14 protein-coding genes and 1 pseudogene are annotated in these 17,519 nt (G+C 69.0%); 2 read left to right on the plus strand and 13 right to left on the minus strand.

Annotation, left to right across the window (positions count from 1 at the left end; translation table 11 throughout):
- Positions 1–250 precede the first annotated feature (250 nt).
- The 6 genes from ACLJTM_RS33895 to ACLJTM_RS33920 form a co-directional block, all read right to left on the minus strand.
- Positions 251–880, minus strand: a complete 630-nt coding sequence (locus ACLJTM_RS33895; RefSeq protein ID WP_411107669.1) for a class I SAM-dependent methyltransferase — start codon at positions 878–880, stop codon at positions 251–253.
- Between the two features lie 246 nt (positions 881–1,126).
- Positions 1,127–2,176 carry an integrase gene (locus ACLJTM_RS33900; RefSeq protein WP_411107670.1) on the minus strand — a complete coding sequence of 350 codons (1,050 nt, stop codon included), beginning with the start codon at positions 2,174–2,176 and terminating at the stop codon, positions 1,127–1,129.
- A 493-nt stretch (positions 2,177–2,669) separates the two neighbouring features.
- On the minus strand, positions 2,670–2,972 hold the full coding sequence (locus ACLJTM_RS33905) for a helix-turn-helix domain-containing protein (protein ID WP_411107700.1): 303 nt from the start codon (positions 2,970–2,972) through the stop codon (positions 2,670–2,672).
- 80 nt (positions 2,973–3,052) lie between these two features.
- Positions 3,053–4,030, minus strand: coding sequence for a tyrosine-type recombinase/integrase (locus tag ACLJTM_RS33910; RefSeq protein WP_411107671.1), 978 nt, complete (start codon positions 4,028–4,030; stop codon positions 3,053–3,055).
- 191 nt (positions 4,031–4,221) lie between these two features.
- Positions 4,222–4,620 carry an AAA family ATPase gene (locus tag ACLJTM_RS33915; RefSeq protein WP_411107672.1) on the minus strand — a complete coding sequence of 133 codons (399 nt, stop codon included), beginning with the start codon at positions 4,618–4,620 and terminating at the stop codon, positions 4,222–4,224.
- Positions 4,617–6,191, minus strand: a complete 1,575-nt coding sequence (locus ACLJTM_RS33920; RefSeq protein WP_411107701.1) for a transposase — start codon at positions 6,189–6,191, stop codon at positions 4,617–4,619. Before ACLJTM_RS33920 ends, ACLJTM_RS33915 begins: the two co-directional genes overlap by 4 nt.
- A gap of 402 nt (positions 6,192–6,593) precedes the next feature.
- Between ACLJTM_RS33920 and ACLJTM_RS33925 the strand changes: the two genes are divergently transcribed.
- Entirely contained in the window at positions 6,594–8,285 is a 1,692-nt protein-coding gene (locus ACLJTM_RS33925) for a Helicase associated domain protein (RefSeq protein WP_411107673.1), read from the plus strand.
- Positions 8,286–8,342: 57 nt separating this feature from the next.
- Here ACLJTM_RS33925 and ACLJTM_RS33930 read toward each other — a convergent pair whose 3' ends face one another.
- The 6 genes from ACLJTM_RS33930 to ACLJTM_RS33955 all read right to left on the minus strand — a co-directional run bounded on the left by ACLJTM_RS33930 (position 8,343) and on the right by ACLJTM_RS33955 (position 14,340).
- On the minus strand, positions 8,343–10,271 hold the full coding sequence (locus tag ACLJTM_RS33930; RefSeq protein WP_411107674.1) for a hypothetical protein: 1,929 nt from the start codon (positions 10,269–10,271) through the stop codon (positions 8,343–8,345).
- A complete protein-coding gene (locus tag ACLJTM_RS33935) occupies positions 10,268–10,687 on the minus strand; it encodes a hypothetical protein (protein WP_411107675.1) in 420 nt (139 codons plus the stop codon). The genes ACLJTM_RS33930 and ACLJTM_RS33935 overlap by 4 nt, the downstream gene beginning before the upstream one ends.
- Positions 10,688–10,811: 124 nt before the next feature.
- Positions 10,812–11,990: a dsDNA nuclease domain-containing protein gene (locus ACLJTM_RS33940; RefSeq protein WP_411107677.1), complete on the minus strand. Its 1,179-nt coding sequence runs from the start codon at positions 11,988–11,990 to the stop codon at positions 10,812–10,814.
- Positions 11,991–12,318: 328 nt separating this feature from the next.
- Entirely contained in the window at positions 12,319–12,531 is a 213-nt protein-coding gene (locus tag ACLJTM_RS33945) for a hypothetical protein (protein ID WP_411107678.1), read from the minus strand.
- Between the two features lie 4 nt (positions 12,532–12,535).
- Positions 12,536–12,907 (minus strand): STAS domain-containing protein, encoded by a 372-nt coding sequence (locus ACLJTM_RS33950; RefSeq protein ID WP_411107679.1) that lies wholly within the window; start codon positions 12,905–12,907, stop codon positions 12,536–12,538.
- A complete protein-coding gene (locus ACLJTM_RS33955) occupies positions 12,904–14,340 on the minus strand; it encodes a PP2C family protein-serine/threonine phosphatase (protein ID WP_411107680.1) in 1,437 nt (478 codons plus the stop codon). Before ACLJTM_RS33955 ends, ACLJTM_RS33950 begins: the two co-directional genes overlap by 4 nt.
- Positions 14,341–15,592: 1,252 nt before the next feature.
- On the opposite strand from ACLJTM_RS33955, the gene ACLJTM_RS33960 reads away from it, so the two are divergent.
- Positions 15,593–16,015 carry a hypothetical protein gene (locus ACLJTM_RS33960; protein WP_411107681.1) on the plus strand — a complete coding sequence of 141 codons (423 nt, stop codon included), beginning with the start codon at positions 15,593–15,595 and terminating at the stop codon, positions 16,013–16,015.
- A gap of 44 nt (positions 16,016–16,059) precedes the next feature.
- Here ACLJTM_RS33960 and ACLJTM_RS33965 read toward each other — a convergent pair.
- Positions 16,060–17,269 (minus strand): annotated as a pseudogene (locus tag ACLJTM_RS33965) (IS110 family transposase).
- Positions 17,270–17,519 lie beyond the last annotated feature (250 nt).

Genomic DNA, 17,519 nt, shown 5'->3' on the forward strand with positions numbered 1-17,519 from the left:
CTCCGCTTCGCTCCGAGCCATGGCCGGCCCTTCGGGCCGGAGTCCTGCGCTTCGCTCCGGACTGGCTCTGGTTCCGCTGCGCTCCACCAGAGCGGGCCTGCTACGCAGGCCCCAGGGCTCCCGCGCTCCGCGCGGGAGGTGACCCTCTGCTTCGCTCTCCCACCCTGGGTCTTCCGCCTCCAGACCACGGCCCGCTCCGCGGACCGAGCTGGCAGCAGTAAGGAGGCCAGTCGTCGGGCCCTGTGCTCCTCTAGCCCAGGCGGGCCAGCAAGTGGGCGTCGAGGAATCCCCGTTCGGAGGCCGGATCGTGGAGCAGCCGGGCGAAGGGGACGAGCCCGGCTTCGGTCAGCAAGTCGGCGAAGCGGTCCGCCGGCCAACTGTAGGCGGGGGTCACCTTGTGGTCGAAGCGGACCGGCTCCGGCTCTTCGGTCGCGAAGAAGGAGACCAGGAGCAGGCCTCCGGGCGCCAGGACGCGTACTTGCTCGGCGAGGAGCGCGGGGAGTTCCCCGGGCGGAGTGTGGATCACCGAGTAGTGGGACAACACACCGCCGAGGGCGCCGTCCTCGATCGGCAGGGACTCCATCTGCGCCTCGTCGAACCGCAACGCCGGATGGGCCCGCCGGGCATGGTCGACCATGCCCGGGGAAAGATCGAGCCCAAAGACGTCCAGCCCCAGGTCGTGCAGCATGGCCGTCAGATGTCCAGGCCCGCACCCGACATCGGCCACCCGCAGGTTCCCCGTCTCACACACCAGTTCGGCGAAGGTACCGATCATGTTCCGCGAGAACGGATGCGTCTCCAACCGATTAGCGAACATCGACGCATACAACTCGACGACCCCGTCATAGGCCGTCCTCGTCTGCTCCTGGTGATCCGTCACGGGAAGGAAGCTAACACCGTCCACGATCAGAGCCGTTCTCCGACCCCATGCCGACCGCACCCAGGGGCTAAAGCCTCTCTGATTCAAAATAGTCAACAGATAGACTCTGGAACCCCGCCCGTCCACCAAACCGGGGTGACGACAACCGGTGTCGACCGGTGAAACTGCGCAGTGCCCAACCAATCTGCACAGGCTGCCGAGCCAACTGACGAAGACCCAGGTCAGGTGTGACATCTACTCAGGCAGCTACCGGTAGTGGGCAGTTCCAGCGTAGGACATGCCCAGGGCCACGGTGAGCTGCTTGACGTCGAGTTCGTCAGCGAGAGTGAGTAGCCGGGTGGAGCGCAGGATGCGCGGGAGGAGGCCGACCGCGGCGAGGCTGTCGCGGATGTGCGCGGCGCCGGCCGGACGGGTGGTCGTTCTCGTGAGGCGGGTCACCAGAACGTGCGGGTTGGCCGTGTGCAAGGCGTCGCGGTGCGCGAGGCATCGTTCCAGGGCTCTCCACGTGGCGCTGTCGAGGGCGATGTCGACGGTACGCCCTGGGAAGCGAACTGTCCGGGAGCCGATGCTGATCTGGTCGAGGGTGAGGTGGCGGAGTTCGGTGGTGGTCGCGGCGTGGAGGAGCGCGGCCAGACCGATGAACGCCTCATGCGGGAGGACATCCGCGTTGCTACTCCAGCGGCGGTAGAGGGCGCGCTGCTCATCGAGAGTGAGCGTGGCGCCCTGGAAGCCACGCTGCTGCGGGGCGTCCAGGGCAGCGGCGGGATCGTGGAGCACCAGCCCGGTGCGGTGAGCGTGGGAGAAGAACTGCCGCAGCCCCGCGAGCCAGGAAGCTCTGCGGGCCAGGTTGCGGGCCAGGAATGCCTCCAGGTCCGTGACGCTCACGCCCGCCCACGTGGCGTGCCCCCGTGCGTGGATGTGGAGTGCCAGGTCCCGGACGCTGTCGAGGCGGATCTCGATGGTCTTGAGCTGGTTCGGTCGCAGCCCAAGGCGCTCGGCATTCTGACGCTGGGCCACCAGCGCATCGCCGAAGGCTCTGACGGCGGGGCGCAGCGGGGCCGGGACGGCCTGGATCCGGCGCTCTCGTCGGGCGGCTGCTTGCGTGTCCTCGGTGTCGGACGGTGGTCCGAGGAGTTGGTCGGCGTGGAAGAAGTCGGCGAGCGGCCGTGAGAGCCAGGGAACGGTGCTGCGCGCGTGAGTGAGCAGCGTGTCCGGCTCGGTGGAACCGGTGTCGATGACAAGTCGAGCCGTATGAGTGAGGACGTCAGCAGCGTAGAAGGTGTGGCGGTGCGTCATCAGATGCGCGGTGAAGGAACCCCACCAAACGGGCGGGTCAGGCATCCGGCCGGCCCAGCTGGCGGCGCGGGTCTCCACCGTGTGCGGCGAGTGCTCGTAACAGCGCTTGCACATGCCCCGCGCCCACTGGGCCAGGACACCGCATCCCGAACAGGCCGCGAGCGGCTCGGCCCTCGTCGGATCGGAGCACGGACGGCATCGCTGGGTGGCGGCATTGAGGGTCCGCCGGCGCCCGCAACGCTGACACGGGCCGAGGGCGGACAGGCCCTCCGTACGGCGGCGACAGGCCGCGCACATGGGATCCGCCGAGCGCCTGCCTCCACCGCAGCCCGGACACGTACGCGCGCACCATGCGCACAAGCCAGTGCCGGGGCGCAGCCAGCGCAGTTTCGTACAGCCCGGGCAACAGCCCTGGACGGCATCGGGAACGGAAGCTGCCATGCGATGAGATCTGCCAGGGTGCAAGTGGGTGGACTGGGGCTGGTCCTGCCGGTCACAACGGCGGCAGTGACCGTGTCGCAAGGACCCGCTGCGGTGGACCAGGCGCAGGTCGCCTGTACGCCAGCCCGGGCGACGCCGACACCGGGGCTGGTACTGCCGGGCGCAGGACGAGGAGATCTCCAGGAGCACAGTCGAGGGCCACACACAGGGCAGCCAGCGTGGACAACTTCACCTGGGACGGCCGCTTCGTGAACAGAGCCGACACCGAGGCCGGCGACAAGTCCAGACCCGCCTTCTCAGCCAGGAGTCGGCGCAGCTGAGTCCCCGTCCACACGCCGCGCTCCGCCGCGGCCATCCGCAGCCGCCACGCCACATCTGAAGCAGCCGTCTCGGGTACCAGTGGTCCGGATGAGGTCACAGGCTTCGCCTTCCTGCTCAGCCGGCCAGCACTCGAACGGCGGAGTCGGTGGCGCGCCGCCAGGCGTCCTCGACGAACTTCTGCGACGGCTTCACGTACGCCATCGTCGAGGCGATATGCCGGTGCCCGAGGAGCTGCTGGACCGCGATCAGATCCATCCCGCGCTCGTACTGGTGCGTCGCACATGCCCGGCGCAGCGCATGGGGAGTGAACCGCTCGTCCCAGCCCACGAGCTCAAAATCAAGAACGCGGGCCAGACGATCCCGGACCGCCCCCGCCCTCAGGGCTTGGCCGTCATCGTCACAGAACAGCGGCGCGGTCGCAGGGAATAGCGGTCGGACGTCGGCCAGGTACCAGGCCAGGATCCGGTCCAAGCCCTCCAGCATCGGCGCCCACCGCGGCCGCGGCCCCGAGGTGTTCGCCGCCTTCCCGAACCGCACATGCAGCTTCCCCGACGGCCCCAGGTTCGGATGAACATCGGCCTGATCCAGGCGTACCAGTTCACTCACCCGGACCGCCGAGTGATACGGCGTACGCAGCAACGCGTAATCCCGCGCCATGACCCGGTAATCCGACGCGACCGCGACCTGGGAACGGACGAAAGAGAAGAACGCCTGCAACCGCTCACGGCTGGGAGGCGGCCCCACCGGGGCGTCGTCACCGGCATGCCGTACGTGGTTGAACCGGTCGAGCCCGCCGTCACCGACCGGCACCCCGAACACGGCACGGACCTGGGCGCCGTACCGCCCGGCGACGAAGCCGTGAAAGGCACGGAGCATCTGCAGGTACTGGCGGCGCGTGCCCGGTGCCAGACCCGCCACGGCAAGGGCGTGAAACATCTCGTCCACGTCCTCCGCGACCACCTCCCACACCGGACAGTCAAAGCGCCCCAGCACGCGGGTCAGGAGCGAGGTGTACCCGCGGACCGTCGTCGGAGAAAACCCACGCACCACCCACGTCCTCGCGAACGCCTCCGCACACCCGGCCTGGAACACCCACGGATCCACCCCACCGTCAGGGTCAGCCAGCCCACCTTCAACCAGCTGTAGACCGCCCCGCTTCCCCGCACCCACTTCAACACCCCGCCCAGCCGTTGGTTAAGGCAGCACCTGAACAACCGTCATGCCACCCACGAACTCAACGACCAACCAGCCGAACGGCAACCCCCAACAGCGAAACAACCGGCTCATCCACACGCCTCCCCGTTCAGCCACTGAGCCTCGTCCACGAGGAACGTACGGGGTCGCTCGGACAAGGAGGTCTTCAGCAAACGGTCGAACTCACTGGGGTGGCGGGGCGGCTCCCCGGGCAGGCGGAGCGTCTCGAACAACTCGTAGCGGACCGCGCGGGCGGTCGGACGGACCCGGAACGTGACCCGGCAGACCTCCTCGCCGCAGGTGTCCTCCAGTTCCTGCAGGCAGGTGTTGACCGCGAGGGTCTTCCCGAAGCCGGCGCCTCCGTGGATACACATCATCGCCCGCGCGGCGACCGTGTCCGCGATGTTCTCCCGCCCGGTCAGCAACGCCCTCGTGGTCACGATGGAGGCGTCCGGCAGATCGACGTACTGGTACGTGGGAGTGGTCACCGCAGGCCTCCGTCCTGCTCCTGCTCCCTGCCGCCCGGCTGCGCTGCCGGCCCACCGTCCTCAGGGGCCCGCCGGGTTCGGGCTGCGAGCGACGGCGGAGTACGCCAGCCCGGCGGAGCGGCAGCCGGCGGAATCAAGTCCGGCAGCGCCAGCCTCGACAGGTCCGCCCGGTCAGCCTCCGCGAGCTCCGCCCCGGCCTCCACCGCGGACACCGCGCCCAGCCGCTCCGGCTTCCCCGGCCGCGTCACCGCGGCATAGCGCTCACGCTGCGCCGCCGACAGATCCTTGCGCAGACGCCGGCTCCGCGCGGCCCGCGCGGAGCGGACCGCGGTGATCTGCTCCGGGCTCGCCTCGTCCGCGACGGTCGCAGGGCCCAGGTAACGGCCGGTTGTCGCGTCGAAAACCTCGATCCGGTGATCGTGGTGCGGCATGAAACGCACCCTCACCCCGGTACCCGCCAGACCCGTCATCCACGGCCCCACATAGTCCCTCCTGCGGAACCGGACACCCCTGGTGGAGACCACCCGCACACGGCCGTCGTCCTCCAGCGTGAACGTCCACAACTCCTCCGGGCTGACCTCCCGCACCGGAGTCGGATCCGCCTCCCAGGCCTGCAGAGGCGACTTCCCCTGCAGCGGCTGCGGCAAGTGGCAGGTGTTCCACCACTCCACCCAGCCCAGCAGGCGAGCGGTGAAGTCCTCGAAGTCGAGCAGGCCCTCGTCCTTCGGCCGTCCAGGGCGCCGCCCCGGGCGCGGCTGACGTACGTAGCCGGGCAACGAGGCGAGGAACATCGACTCCACCGCCCGGTTCAGGCCCTCGACCGTGCCCTTCAGATGCGGCGTGTAGGCGGGCAGGTCCTCCACCTCGACCACCAGCGCGCCGAACGCCGCCGCGACCGTCTTCGACAAGAAGTCCTTGCCCCGATCCACACGCACCTTCTCCGGAAGCCCGCCCTGCGGCCCGAACGGCTCCTGACGCAGCACCGACGCCCGCAGCGCGGCCAAAACTGACTCCCGCGACGGGTATCCGGGCGTAACCGCGACCCCCATGACCGTGTTCGTCGCGCAGTCCACGAACCACGTCACCCACGGACGACCCGCGGTGCCCTCGACCTCGACCAGAACCGGCGCCTGAACGTGATCGGCCTCCCACACCTGGTTTCGCCAGCCCCGAGGCCGGGCCAGAAACACATCATGCCTGCGGGCCTCACGCTCACCACCAGCAAGCCCCGCCCGCTCCCCTGCACTCAGATCCCGCCGGATCGCACGACGCAACGTCGTCAACGACGGGGCAGTACCCGGAGGCGACTGCCGGGCGGCGCGCTCGGCCAGCTCACGCTGTACCGCCGCCACGTTCCCACCCCACAAGGCCAGCAACGCACGTACCTCGTCCGTCACAACGAACCGGTCCACCCGCGCCAGCCGTGCCCCCGGGACCATCCCAGGCCCGGAAACGGGCGCAGTAAGCCACCGCCACACGGTCCGTTCCGAAACGCCCAACGCCCCTGCAGCCAGACGTACATGATCTGTGGACAAGCGCCCGTTACCCCGGAGCTCCAGCAGCCGGCCCACCGCCGCAGCACGCACCCCCACCCGCGCCGCCTCAGGAAGACCGCCCCGCTCCCCCGCCATCACGCACCCATCCGCCGGACCCTGACCGCCACCAGGGCCAAGCCTCACGGCCGAGACCCGGACATGGATAAGAAGCACCGTTTCCATGGCAGTGGAGACCGAGGTGGTGTACCGGCCTATGACAACGAAAAGCCCCTGGACACCACTCACACGTCAGTCACGGCCAAACCCCCAGTCACCCCACCAGCACAAACACCCCCGGCTGATAACCCGTCACCGCCAAACCCCACTGACACCAAACCGGCACATCGCACCCAGCTCCAGGCCGCGCAGCTCCTGGGCGCCGAGGGCCGCTCCACCGAGGTCCGCGGGGCGCGGCTCGCCGCTCTGCAGACCGCGCTGGTGAAGGCTTCGGCGGAGGAGGGCTTCCGCAGGACGCTGGTCTTCCACCACGTGGTGAAGGAGGCGGAGGCGTTCGCGGCCGGCCTTCCCGACGTCGCCGAGCAGCTGCACGCCAGCGACCGCGAGCTGTATCCGGCCACCGTGTGGGCGGACTGGCTGTGCGGCGAGCACAAGCCGCTCCACCGCCGCCGGGTCCTCGCCGAGTTCGCCGAGGGGATCGCCACCGACGGCACCGTGGTGGAGAAGGGCTACCTGGGGTCGGTGAAGGTGCTGGGCGAGGGCGTCGACACGAAGAACTGCGACTCCGTCTACTGGGCCGACGTGCGCGGCTCCATGCCCGACCTCGTCCAGGCCGTGGGGCGCGCCCTGCGGATGCAGCCCGGCGAGGGCAAGGTGGCCTCACTGGTGGTGCCGATCCTGCTCGGCCCTGGCGAGACGGCGGACAACATGCTCACCAGCCGGGCGTACGGCGGGCTCGCCAAGCTCCTCGAAGCACTCCGGGCCCACGACGCACGGATCGTGGAGACCCTCGCGGAGCAGCAGGCCCCGAGCCGCTACAAGCCCGTCAACGAGGACGGCAGCGGCAAGAGCGGCAACGGGACCGGCGACGGCTCCGAAGGCGTCAGCGGCCCCGCCAAGGCCCTGCTGAAGTTCTCCACGCCCCGCGACCCGGCCGCGCTCGCCGCGTTCATCAACCTGCGCGTCCTCAACCCGGAACACGAGCACTGGCGGCGCGGGGTCGAGGCCGCCGTCATCTACGCCCGCGCCCACGGCGACCTCAAGGTGCCGTTCACGTTCCGCGTCCCGGCCGCCGAGGACGCGGAGAAGGCGGGGTGGCCGGCCTCGCTGGCGAACTTCCCGCTCGGGCAGTGGACTGCCGACGCCCGCCGGTTCTACAGCCGCGGCGACATGGACGAGGAGCGCGTCGCGCAGCTGGAGAAGCTAGGGATGGTCTGGTCCCACTTCGACGTCGCCTGGGCGGAGGGGCTGTCGGCCGCGCGCGGGTGGGCGGCCGAGCACGGGCACCTCCTGGCGCCGCTGGACGCCGCCTACCAGGGCGCTCCGGTGGGGGTCTGGCTGAAGAACGCCCGGGTCGCTGCGCGGAAGGCGCAGGAGATCGAACAGCGGCGGGCGGAGGGGCTGCCGGTGGAGTCGTCGGCGGGGGCGATGACGCGGGAACGGCGCGAGCAGCTGGAGGAGATCGACCCGTCCTGGTGCCCGGCGTGGCCGGTGACGTGGCAGCGCTGCTTCCACCTCGTCCGCCTGCACCTGGACGGCGGTGAAGGTCTGCCGACCACGGCGGGCGAGGTCGTGCGCCAGGGCGAGGACCTCGGCCGGTGGGTCACCTCCGTCCGGCACGGGTGGGACCAGCTCACCGGGGTCCAGCAGTGGATGTGCGAGCAGGTCCTCGGCATCGAACCCGCGTCCGAGGAGGAGAAGCCGAAGCCGCGCACCAGCCAGGCGGACAAGTGGGCGATGCACCTCACCGCCGCTGAGCAGTTCTTCGCGCGAGAGGGCCACCTGACGGTGCCGCGCAAGCACGTCGAGACCATCGCCATCGGCGACGGCCAGGCGCAGCGGGACGTCCCGCTGAAGCTCGGGACGTGGGTCGACAACCAGCGCCGCCGTGCCGCCACCCTGACACCGGAGCGGGTGGAGCAGCTGTCCAAGGTCGGGATGAGGTGGGCATAGCCGTACGACGCGCAGCGGGGCCGGACAGAGTTCTCCTGTCCGGCCCCACTGCGGTCGTCACGCGCCGGCTTCCCTTAGCGGCACGTCTGCAGGCTGCTCGTCACCGGGTTCGGCAGGGGGCATAGGGACGAGTCGGTCTGTGTCAGACAGCTCCAGCGGGCGGTGAATGCCCTCGATCGGAGGGGAGTCGTTGTCGGTGACGATGATCTGCAGACGGTCGACGTGTTCGGTGGCGGTGCGCAGGAGACTCGCGTACATCTTGCGAAGACGTTCAAGGTCGACACCTTCGTGGCCGACGTTGCTGCTGATCCCGTCGATGATCAGGAGGTTGGGCATGGGGATGTTGGGGTCGTTGAGTGCCACGTGTTGGTGCGCAAGGACGTGGGCGACGTTGACCAGTACCTCGACGCCTTGCGATTGCAGGTCAGCGAAGGGGCGGCCGTCCACGACAGGCAGGTACGTCTTCTTGTTGATGTAGGAGCCTGGCTGATCGTCGAAGCGGGGTGCGTCGAAGCTGCGGAGGGCTGTTTCGAAGGCGTCGTCGAGTTTCCGCAGGCGTTCGCTGACGGCTTGGTTGCTGTGGCGGGTGGCGTCGATTTTGCTGTTGAGGTCTTCTTGCTCGCGTTCCAGTTCCGCAACGCGTTCGGCCTGTCCTGCTAGCCGGTCGTGTAGGGCTAGACCGTCGTCCAGGCGGGCGAGGTGCTCCTCGAGTCGGGCCTGCTGGGCGGCGAGACTTCGGATGCGGTCTGCCTGGTCGGTGATGTAGGTGGAAGTCGCTCGGTCCAGTTGGGCACCGAGGTCTGTCCGGTGCTGGGTCTGGGTAGCTAGGGCTGTCTGGAGTTGAGCGAGGCGGTTGTTGCTCCGGTCGATGAGTTCTTCGGTCTCTGTGACCTGCTCGATGACCCGGTCTTGTTCCGCGGCCATGGAGGACGGCGCCGGCAGGTTGGGTGGGGCCTGGAGGCAGAGGCGGCAGGTGTGCTCGTCTCCCCTGTCCGGTACGCCAGCTCCGCAGCGGGGGCAGGTGTGGAACTCGAAGTCGTTGAGGAGGCGCTCGGCGACCAGGGCGCGGGTGAGTCGACGGCTCTGGGCGATGAGTTGTCCGTGGAGTTCGCGGAGGTTGGTGATGGAGACGGCTTCGGCTTCGGTCGCACCGGCGATCCGGGCGATCTCTGCCTCTGTCTCGGCGATCCGTTCGCGGAGCGTGACGGTGGTCGGCCCGGTGAGGTTGATGTTGCCGGTGAGGCTGACGTCGGCTTGGCGAGCGTGGGTGAGCTCCCGCTCGGTCTCCTGGCGCTGGACTTCCAGCTGGGCGCGGGAGGCGAAGGCGGTGCTCAGGAGGATCCGTTCCAGGGTGTTCGCATCTGCGGTGAGGGCTGCCAGCTCTGTGGTGACTTCGCGCAGGCGGTCGCGTAGGCCGGCTGCCTCGGGGTCGTAGAGGCCGTAGAGGATCTCGAAGACGTACTTGCGCTTGATGTTCTTGGAGTAGTTGTCCGGGGTTCCGAAAACGGAGGAGTCGATCTCCTTCTGCCTGAGGATGCAGTACATGAGGTAGTCGCTGATGGTGACGGGAACCAGGGGGCTCCTGTCGTCGTTGGGAGCGCGCGGGACGCGGAGTCGGGGCAGCTTCAGTACGTCGCGCCACCAGTCACGGAACGTCTCGTCGTACCCCGCTTGGAGCTGGCTGGCAGGAAGCCGCCACATTTCCCGGCGGCCTTCGACTTCGGCGATCTCCACCATGGCGTTCGCTGTCGTGACCAGGGGGCGGACGATGCGGAATCGGCGCTCTCCGACCAGCACGGTGCCGGCGATCGTCCGTCCACGAAGCTCGGGAACGACGCTCACGTCGGCACCCAGCAGGGCCCGGAGACAGCTGACGGTGGCAGTCTTGCCGCCGCTCATGGAACCCACGATCGCGTTCATCCCGGGCTCGAAGCGGATCGTACGGCTGGTGCCGACCAGGGTGATCTCTTCGATACGCAGTCTCATAGGTGGGTCCCCCAGTCCGCCTCGACAATGTCGGGGAACGTCTCGTAGATCAGGTTCTTCAAGGTGATGCCACTCAGGTTGAAGTACCGGCGCAACAGCACTGCCCGATCACGCACCGGGCTCCAGCTCTCGCTCTCAGCGAGAGCACGCGCCACCTCATGCCCGATCTGGGTAGTGCAGTAGGTCGCAACGGCGTCCTCGTGCTTGGGCTCGATGAGCCCCTTGCCTGTGAGGGCGCCAAGCAGCGCGTAATACGCGGGGTCCCACGGCCCGTACCTGTAGCGGATCATGCTCTGCTCGATCGTTCCGGTCAGCCAGGGGTTCTCGCCGGCATCGACGTTGGGCCGTCGAACAGCCATGAGCGTGTTGAAGCGGTCCGGGTAGCGCAGCAGGAAGTCAAGCTTGGCAAGCTTCATGCGCCCCTCGATGCCCTTGCCGGCCTTGGTTTCCGAGAAGACGTCGATGAGAAGCAGAAGGCGCGCTTGGGCATCGGCCGAGGGCGGCCTTGTAGGCGGTACGGCGGTGGTGGGCGAGGTAGGGCTAGGAGGCATCTCGATCGCTCCCCCAGTCGAATTTGCATTCGTCCGAGATCCCGCATGCCCTGCCCATCAGGAGGACACCGTCCTGGGCGTAGAGGGGGTGGCGGTCGTACGTGCCGGGGCTGGCATCGAGCATGCGCTGCAGCTCGTCGAAGATGGCGTCCGCGGGCTGGGGCTGTCCTCTGTGGGACCGGCCGGTGCGGCGGGCCAGCAGCAGCAGACGCTGGTCGAGGTCGGTCTCGATGGCTTGGTCGCCGGGCCAGGCTCCCAGGGCCAGCTCTTTGAAGCGGTGGCGCTCAGCGTGGGCACGGAGCATCTGTGCCTCCTCGATGACCTCCCTGGAGGCCGCGCCTGCTCGGAGCTTGCGAACAAGCGCGGTCTCGGGACCATTCAGTTGCTGGGAAAGATCTTCGAGTAGAACGTGGTCGGGGCGGGTCAGGCGCTGGCGTACGTCGGCAATCGCCGCCGCGGTGAGGCGTTTGTTCAGCACGGCCGGGGGCGGACTGTCGAGGACCAAGAGCTCTGTCCACCGGGCTATGGGGAGACCTTGGGTGGCATCGCGGGTACGCCGGAGCAACTCGTTGTAGAGGGCGTCGATCGTCGCCATGGTGAGCCCTGGGCCGAGATCGGCCAGGACTCGGGTGTTGCGCAGCTCGATGTCGCCGCGTCGGGGCAGCGGCCTGATGCGCACCAGAGGAAGGAAGTCGATGAGTGCGTCCTCTTTGACTTCCAGGTGCTTCGCGACCCGTTTCCGGCACGCCGCGTTGTCTCCGCCTTGCCCCTTGGACAGGGCCACGACTGCCTCGTCGGCTGGGTCGAGATGGCCCTCGATGCCGGCGGTCAGTTGGTAGGTCAGTTCGGTGCCCGCCACGGTTTTGTGCGTGCGCCACAGGCTCTTGAGGGGCTTCTTGGCGATCACGTCCGTGAGCGTCCAGGGCTCCACGGCATCTCTGGTTTTGATCTGCTGGAAATCCCAGAACGCACCACCGTCGGTACACCGGGGGTCGCCGCTGCGGGCGACGACTATGTCCTCGATGTGCTCGCAGGTCACGTGGATGACCGTTCCGCCCGCGAGCATTTCCAGGACTGCTTGCACGGCGATGTGTACCTGGTATTCGAACCGTCGCACCGTGCCTGACCCTGTGTCATCCGGTGCTTCGAGTTCAATCGGATCGGCCATCCGCCCCCCCATCTCGTTACTCCCCGACCACGCAGCGTAGGAGGTTTGTGATCTCCAGTCGACAGCCGGGGAGATCCAGACCGCTGTGCTCAGGAGAGCCGGAAGCACGAGAGCCAGCCGCCGGCCTCCTTCGCGGTCCCGACCGCTTCCTGCTCCCAGTGCTCGCGCTCGGCACGAAAGACGACCTACCGGGATGGCGGTGGTGGTCGTGGCCGCGGCCGCCACCCCAGCGACATGTGCCCCAGTCTCCAGAAGCCGCCAGCGGGGGCTTGCCCAGGTTCGCCTTGGGCTTGCCCGCGCTGGCGGCGGGAGGCTTACCACCCAGGCATCAGGAGGCTTGCCCGGGGCGGAGGCGGGAGCGCCAGCCGCGGGCCTTCTCGGCGGTCGCGGCGGCCTCCGCTTCCAGGCGGTCGCGCTCGGCCTTGTCCTCGCACGGCTCGCACAGCGTCGGGTGCCACCGGCGACCCGGCTGCGGAGAAGGCCGGGTGTTGTTCCCCCGTACGGCCGGGGTGGCCGCCGTCGTCTGCGGCGGCCACCTCATGGGGTTACGCGATGGCGGTGTTCCGGCTGGAGGTGTGGGCGTTGAGGGCGTGGGCTGTGGTGGGGTAGGCGGGCAGCAGGGTGCCGAGGCCGGTGAGGTCGAGCAGTCGCTCGAGCCGGTCGGGGAGGGCGGCCAGGGTCACGCTGCCCCCGGCTTGCTTGGCGCAGCGGTAGATGCCGATCAGGGCGTTGAGACCGGAGGAGTCGCAGAAGGTGACGGCTTCAAGGTCCAGAAGCAGGTGGCGGTGGCCCTGCTCGATCAGGGCCAGTGCCTGGCTGCGTATGCGGGGGGCGGTGTCGAAGTCGAGGTCTCCGGAGACGTGGGCCACGGCGAGGTCACCGTCGGTGTGCTGGGCGGTGAGGCGGAAGTCGGTCACGGTCGGCTCTCCGGCATCTCGCCAGCGGGGGCGATGGTGTGGGCGGTGGCCGTGGCGGTGAAACCGTCCACCGCGGCGTCGGCGAGGGGGACGGACAGGGCCAGCAGGGCGACGTCGTCCCCGGCGCCGTGGGGCGTGGCGTCGAGGAGGGCGATGGTGTCCTCGATGACCGCCGTCGCGCTGACGGGCGCGGTGCGGGCAGCAAGGAAGCCGGTCAGGCCCTCATCACCTATCATCTCGCCGTCCGCACGGCGGGCCTCGGTCAGCCCGTCGGTGTAGAGCAGCAGTCCTTCGCCGGGGGCGAGGTGGATGCTGCGGGAGGCGAAGTGTGCGCCCGCGACGGCGCCGATGAGCATGCCGCCCTTGGGCTGCACCGCCTCCACCGTCCCCTGCCCGCGCAGGTGGTAGGCCGGAGGGTGCCCGCCGGTGCCCACCGTGACGGTGAAACCTCCCTCCTCGTGCGGCTCAAGGACGCCGAAGACGGCGGTGCAAAACCGGCTGCCGACAGCCGCATCGAGGAGCAGCGCCGTGTTCAGCGAAGTGAGGACCACGTCGGGGTCCGGGTCGATCAGGGCGGCGGCCCGCAGGGTGTAGCGGGTCAGGGAGGTCAGGGCGGCGGCTTCGGGGCCCTTGCCGCACACGTCCCCGAGGAAGAACGCCCACCTCTTGCCGTCCAGGGGGAAGACGTCGTAGAAGTCGCCGCCGACGTCCTGCGGGGAGGCGGTGGCGTAGTGGCAGGCCAGCTCCAGGCCCGGCACCACCGGCAGCGCCGGCGGCAGCAGAGTGCGCTGCAACGCGGCGGCGAACGCCGCGATGGACACCTTGTCCTGTTCCGCGCGCTGCCGGGCCTCCTCCTGTTCGATGCGCCGCTCCTGCTCGGTGCGCAGCGTGTTCAGAGCCGCCAGGCGCATCTCCATCTCATCGAGGACGATCTCGGCCAGATCCGCGAGGGTGGCAGTGTCCTCCTCGGTGATCAGGCGCGGCTTCGTGTCGAGGATGTTGACGGTGCCCAGCCGGTGCCCGTCGCCCGTGATGATCGGCGCGGCGGCGTAGAACCGGACCGCCAGCGGACCGGTGACCAGAGCGTTGTCGCAGGCGACCGGGTCCATGAGAGTGTCGGGGATCACCAACGTCTCATCCGACAGGACTGCCGAGCCGCACAGGCCCGGCTCCCGCCCGATCTCGCTCACGCCCTCCAGGCCGTGGATGGCCTTGAACCAGATCCGATCCTCGTCCACGATCGTCACGCTCGCCACCGGCACCTTGAACAGCCGGGCCGCCATCGCCGCGACGCGGTCGAACGCGCCGTCTGGAGGGGTGTCGAGGATGTCGTAGCGCCGCACCGCATCCAAGCGGCCGGCCTCCTCCGCCACGCTGAGCGCCCGCCGCACCGGCTCCCCGGCCGGGGGCGCGGCGTGTCCCGCTTGCGGCATGTCTGCCTCTCCTTGCCCGCCGACCCGGACGGTCCGCGCCTCGGCAGCGTAGACCAGCCCCCTGCCGTCAAGAAACCAAAGCGGCGGTCCCTGAGGTTCGTCCGACGATCACGGAAACGGGCTCCAGAGCCGTCAAGAACATCCGGATCCCGCTCCCAACCCTGAGTAGGACCAACCCGACAGCGGGGCTTGCCCAGGGGTCACCTTGGGCGTGCCCATGCCGTCGGCGGGAGGCTTACCCAGACATCAAGGGGCTTGCCCGAGGCGGAAGCGGGCAAGCCAGCCGCGGGCCTTCTCGGCGGTCGTGGTTGTCGGCCTCTTGGGCAAGCCTGCCCGCCGGTGAGCTTGCCAAGGGAAGCCTTGGGCTTGCCCGGCCGGGTGACCGAGCCCGTGACCGGTCACCCGCGTCTGCGTGACCGATCCGTCTCCCGCCATCGGCCAAACCGCAGCTCAGCGGCGTGACCGACCCGTGCAACTCCCCGTGGGAGGTTCGGTCACCCGGACGCGGGCGCTAGTTCAGCACCCGCTATCGCGCGCGGCGGCCCCTCCGGCTGGACCACCGTGTCCGGACGACTCCGGTGTCGTTGTCCGTGGGCGTGCACGATCCGTCCCCCGCGGAGCGCGCTGAGGGGCCCCAGCCTCCTCCCGGCCAGGGGCCCCTCACTCCCGTTCAAGCGGGCAGGACGTCAGGCGCAGACGAGCCGGTCGGTCACGAGCCACTCGACGCGCACCCCGCGCCGGATCTGCTGGGCGATGCCGTAGACCTGGCCGGCGTGGCTGGCGCCTCGTGTAGCGGCGCAGGGCGCGGCTGACCCCGTCGCGGAGCTCCGCGTCCGTCATCGTCTTCGGCCGCTCCTGCAGTTCGTCCAGGAGCTGCCCGGCGCGGGCCGCACGGTCCAGCGCCGCATCGGCGAGCGGCCCTTCGGCGAAGCCGTTCCGTACGCGTAGGCCGTCCTCAAGGTACGTCATGGTGCTCTTCCTCTCTGCCCGGGCGGGTGCCGTCTCCCGGATGGAGACGCGGTCACGGGACCGGGCGAGCGGGAACGTAGGGCACGGGCTTCGTTAGCGTCTCGTCCTCGCCGCCGGCCGGGCAGTGAAGCGCACATCTTTCCCATGGCTACTGCGTGGGAAAGACACCTCATGCGGCTAAGAGGTCAAGACAGCGGGTGAAATGAGGGCCTCCGGAGGCAGCTCTGGCCGCCATCGTGAAGGCGAGCCGAGGCGTCCGAGCTGTCGTGCCAGGATGGAGGCCATGACCCTCTCCGAAATCGACAACGAGTTGAGTTCAGCCCTTCAGGACGCTCGCTCGGCATCATGGTCCGTCAGAGCGGCAGCAGGTCGGCGTCTGGCAGGCTCGGCAGAGGAAGCCGGAGTGGCTGACGTACTGCATCGGCTGCTACTGGACAGCCAAAACACCGCTGTCACTCGCGAGACGGCGGAGGCTCTGCTCGAGCGGGGGGACATCTGCGGTTTGCGCATGGTCCTGGTGGCGCTCAGCAGCGCGGACGACGGCACCAGTGACTACCTCGATGGTGCAATCAATGACGTCTGCTGTCAGTCCGAGGAAGGTCTCGCACAGCTCAAGGAACTGTCCTCGGTGCTGGTATCGGATGCCGACGACTCGATCAGCAACGAAGCAAGCAGGATCCTGCGCGTATGGGGTGCCCGCCGCTGACCTGAGGATTCACGCCAACGTGATCAGAGTTCCAACGTGCCCCATCAGGTCCCAGCGGGCTGTGGGAACGCGATGGATTCGTCGAAGGGGACGCGGGTCTGGAGGCAGTGGTGGAGCTGTCCGAGCATGCGGTTGAACAGGTGCCGCAGGGCCTGGGCATGCCAGTCTCCTGTCTCGCGTCGTCGCCGGTAGTGCGCGTTGGCGCCCTTCGAGTGGGTGAGGGTGGAGAAGGCCCATAGGTAGCCGGCGTGGTTGAGCCGGTTGTTCTTCACGAAGCGCCGTCCGACGTACTTGCGTTTGCCCGAGGCCCGGGTGATCGGGGCCGCTCCTGCGTATGCCTTGAGTCCGCCGGCGGTGCGGTCGTCGCCGATCTCGGCCAGGAGACGTGCTCCGACCCCGGGGCCGATGCCGGGGAAGCTGAGCATGATCGGCGCGTCGGGGTGGCTCCGGAAGGTCCGCTCAACCGCCTTGGCGAGCTCGTCGACGGCCTTGCAGACTGCGTTCAGCTGGACCAGCAGGGCCTTGGCCTGGATGCCCATGGCTTCCTCTACTGCGGGCAGCTGGCGGGCGGTCGGCTGCCGGAACAGCGTGTGGATCCGCTCGGCGTCCTCGTTGATGCCGCGTTGGCGGCCCGCGTTGTGCATCATCACCCGGAGCTTCCAGAGCGGCAGCTCAGCGGCCATGGCCGGGGTGGGTGCGGCGGCGAGGATCTTCCGCGCGTCCGGCCGGGTCAGTCCGCCTGCTTTGTGGCGCCATGCCTCCAGAGCAGCGGGGTAGTACTCGCGCAGGAGAGAGCGGAGCTGGTTGGCGATCTGCTGCCGGTTCCAGACGGCGTCCTGGTGGGCGCGGGCGAGGAGGGCGATGGCCTGGGCCAGGTCGCTGTCGGCGGGCAGGGGCCGGTGCATAGGCATGTCCGTGCGGATGATGTTCGCCAGGACCAGGGCGTCGCCGGGATCGGACTTCTTGCGGGAGACGCCGTGCCGGTCACGGTAGCGGGAGGCCGCCATCGGGTTGATCGAAGACCTGCCGGGCCCCAGTCCGCAGGGTGGCGACCAGCAGGCCACGGCTGGTCTCGATGGCCACCGGGATCGGCGTCTCGGCGCTGTCGCCGTGGTCGGCCATCAGGTCCAGCAGCAGCCGGTAGCCGTCCAGGTCATCGTCGATTCGGCACTTGGCCAGCAGCTTGCCGGTGTTGTCGATGATCGCGACGTCGTGGTGCCCTTCCGCCCAGTCGATCCCGCAGAACACGTCCATGGATCCCGCCCCTTCTCCCGTGCTGTTCTCGAAGGCGAGCACGCGGGGCCGCACGGCGCACTAATTCCAGGGCTCCAAGGCCCGCCACCTCATCAGCCGTGCGCGGCACCGCTGGACCGCACGGGCGCACGCCGTGTCCAGAGCTCGAAGCTCGAGAGGAAAAACGCGTCACCGTACGGCAGCTCATCCGTCGAGGATCCCGAATCCGACGGGCTCGTGGGAGCAGAACGTGCGAGGACCGGCCGGCACC

The organism is Streptomyces sp. cmx-4-9 (assembly GCF_046548835.1).
Lineage (GTDB): Bacteria > Actinomycetota > Actinomycetes > Streptomycetales > Streptomycetaceae > Streptomyces.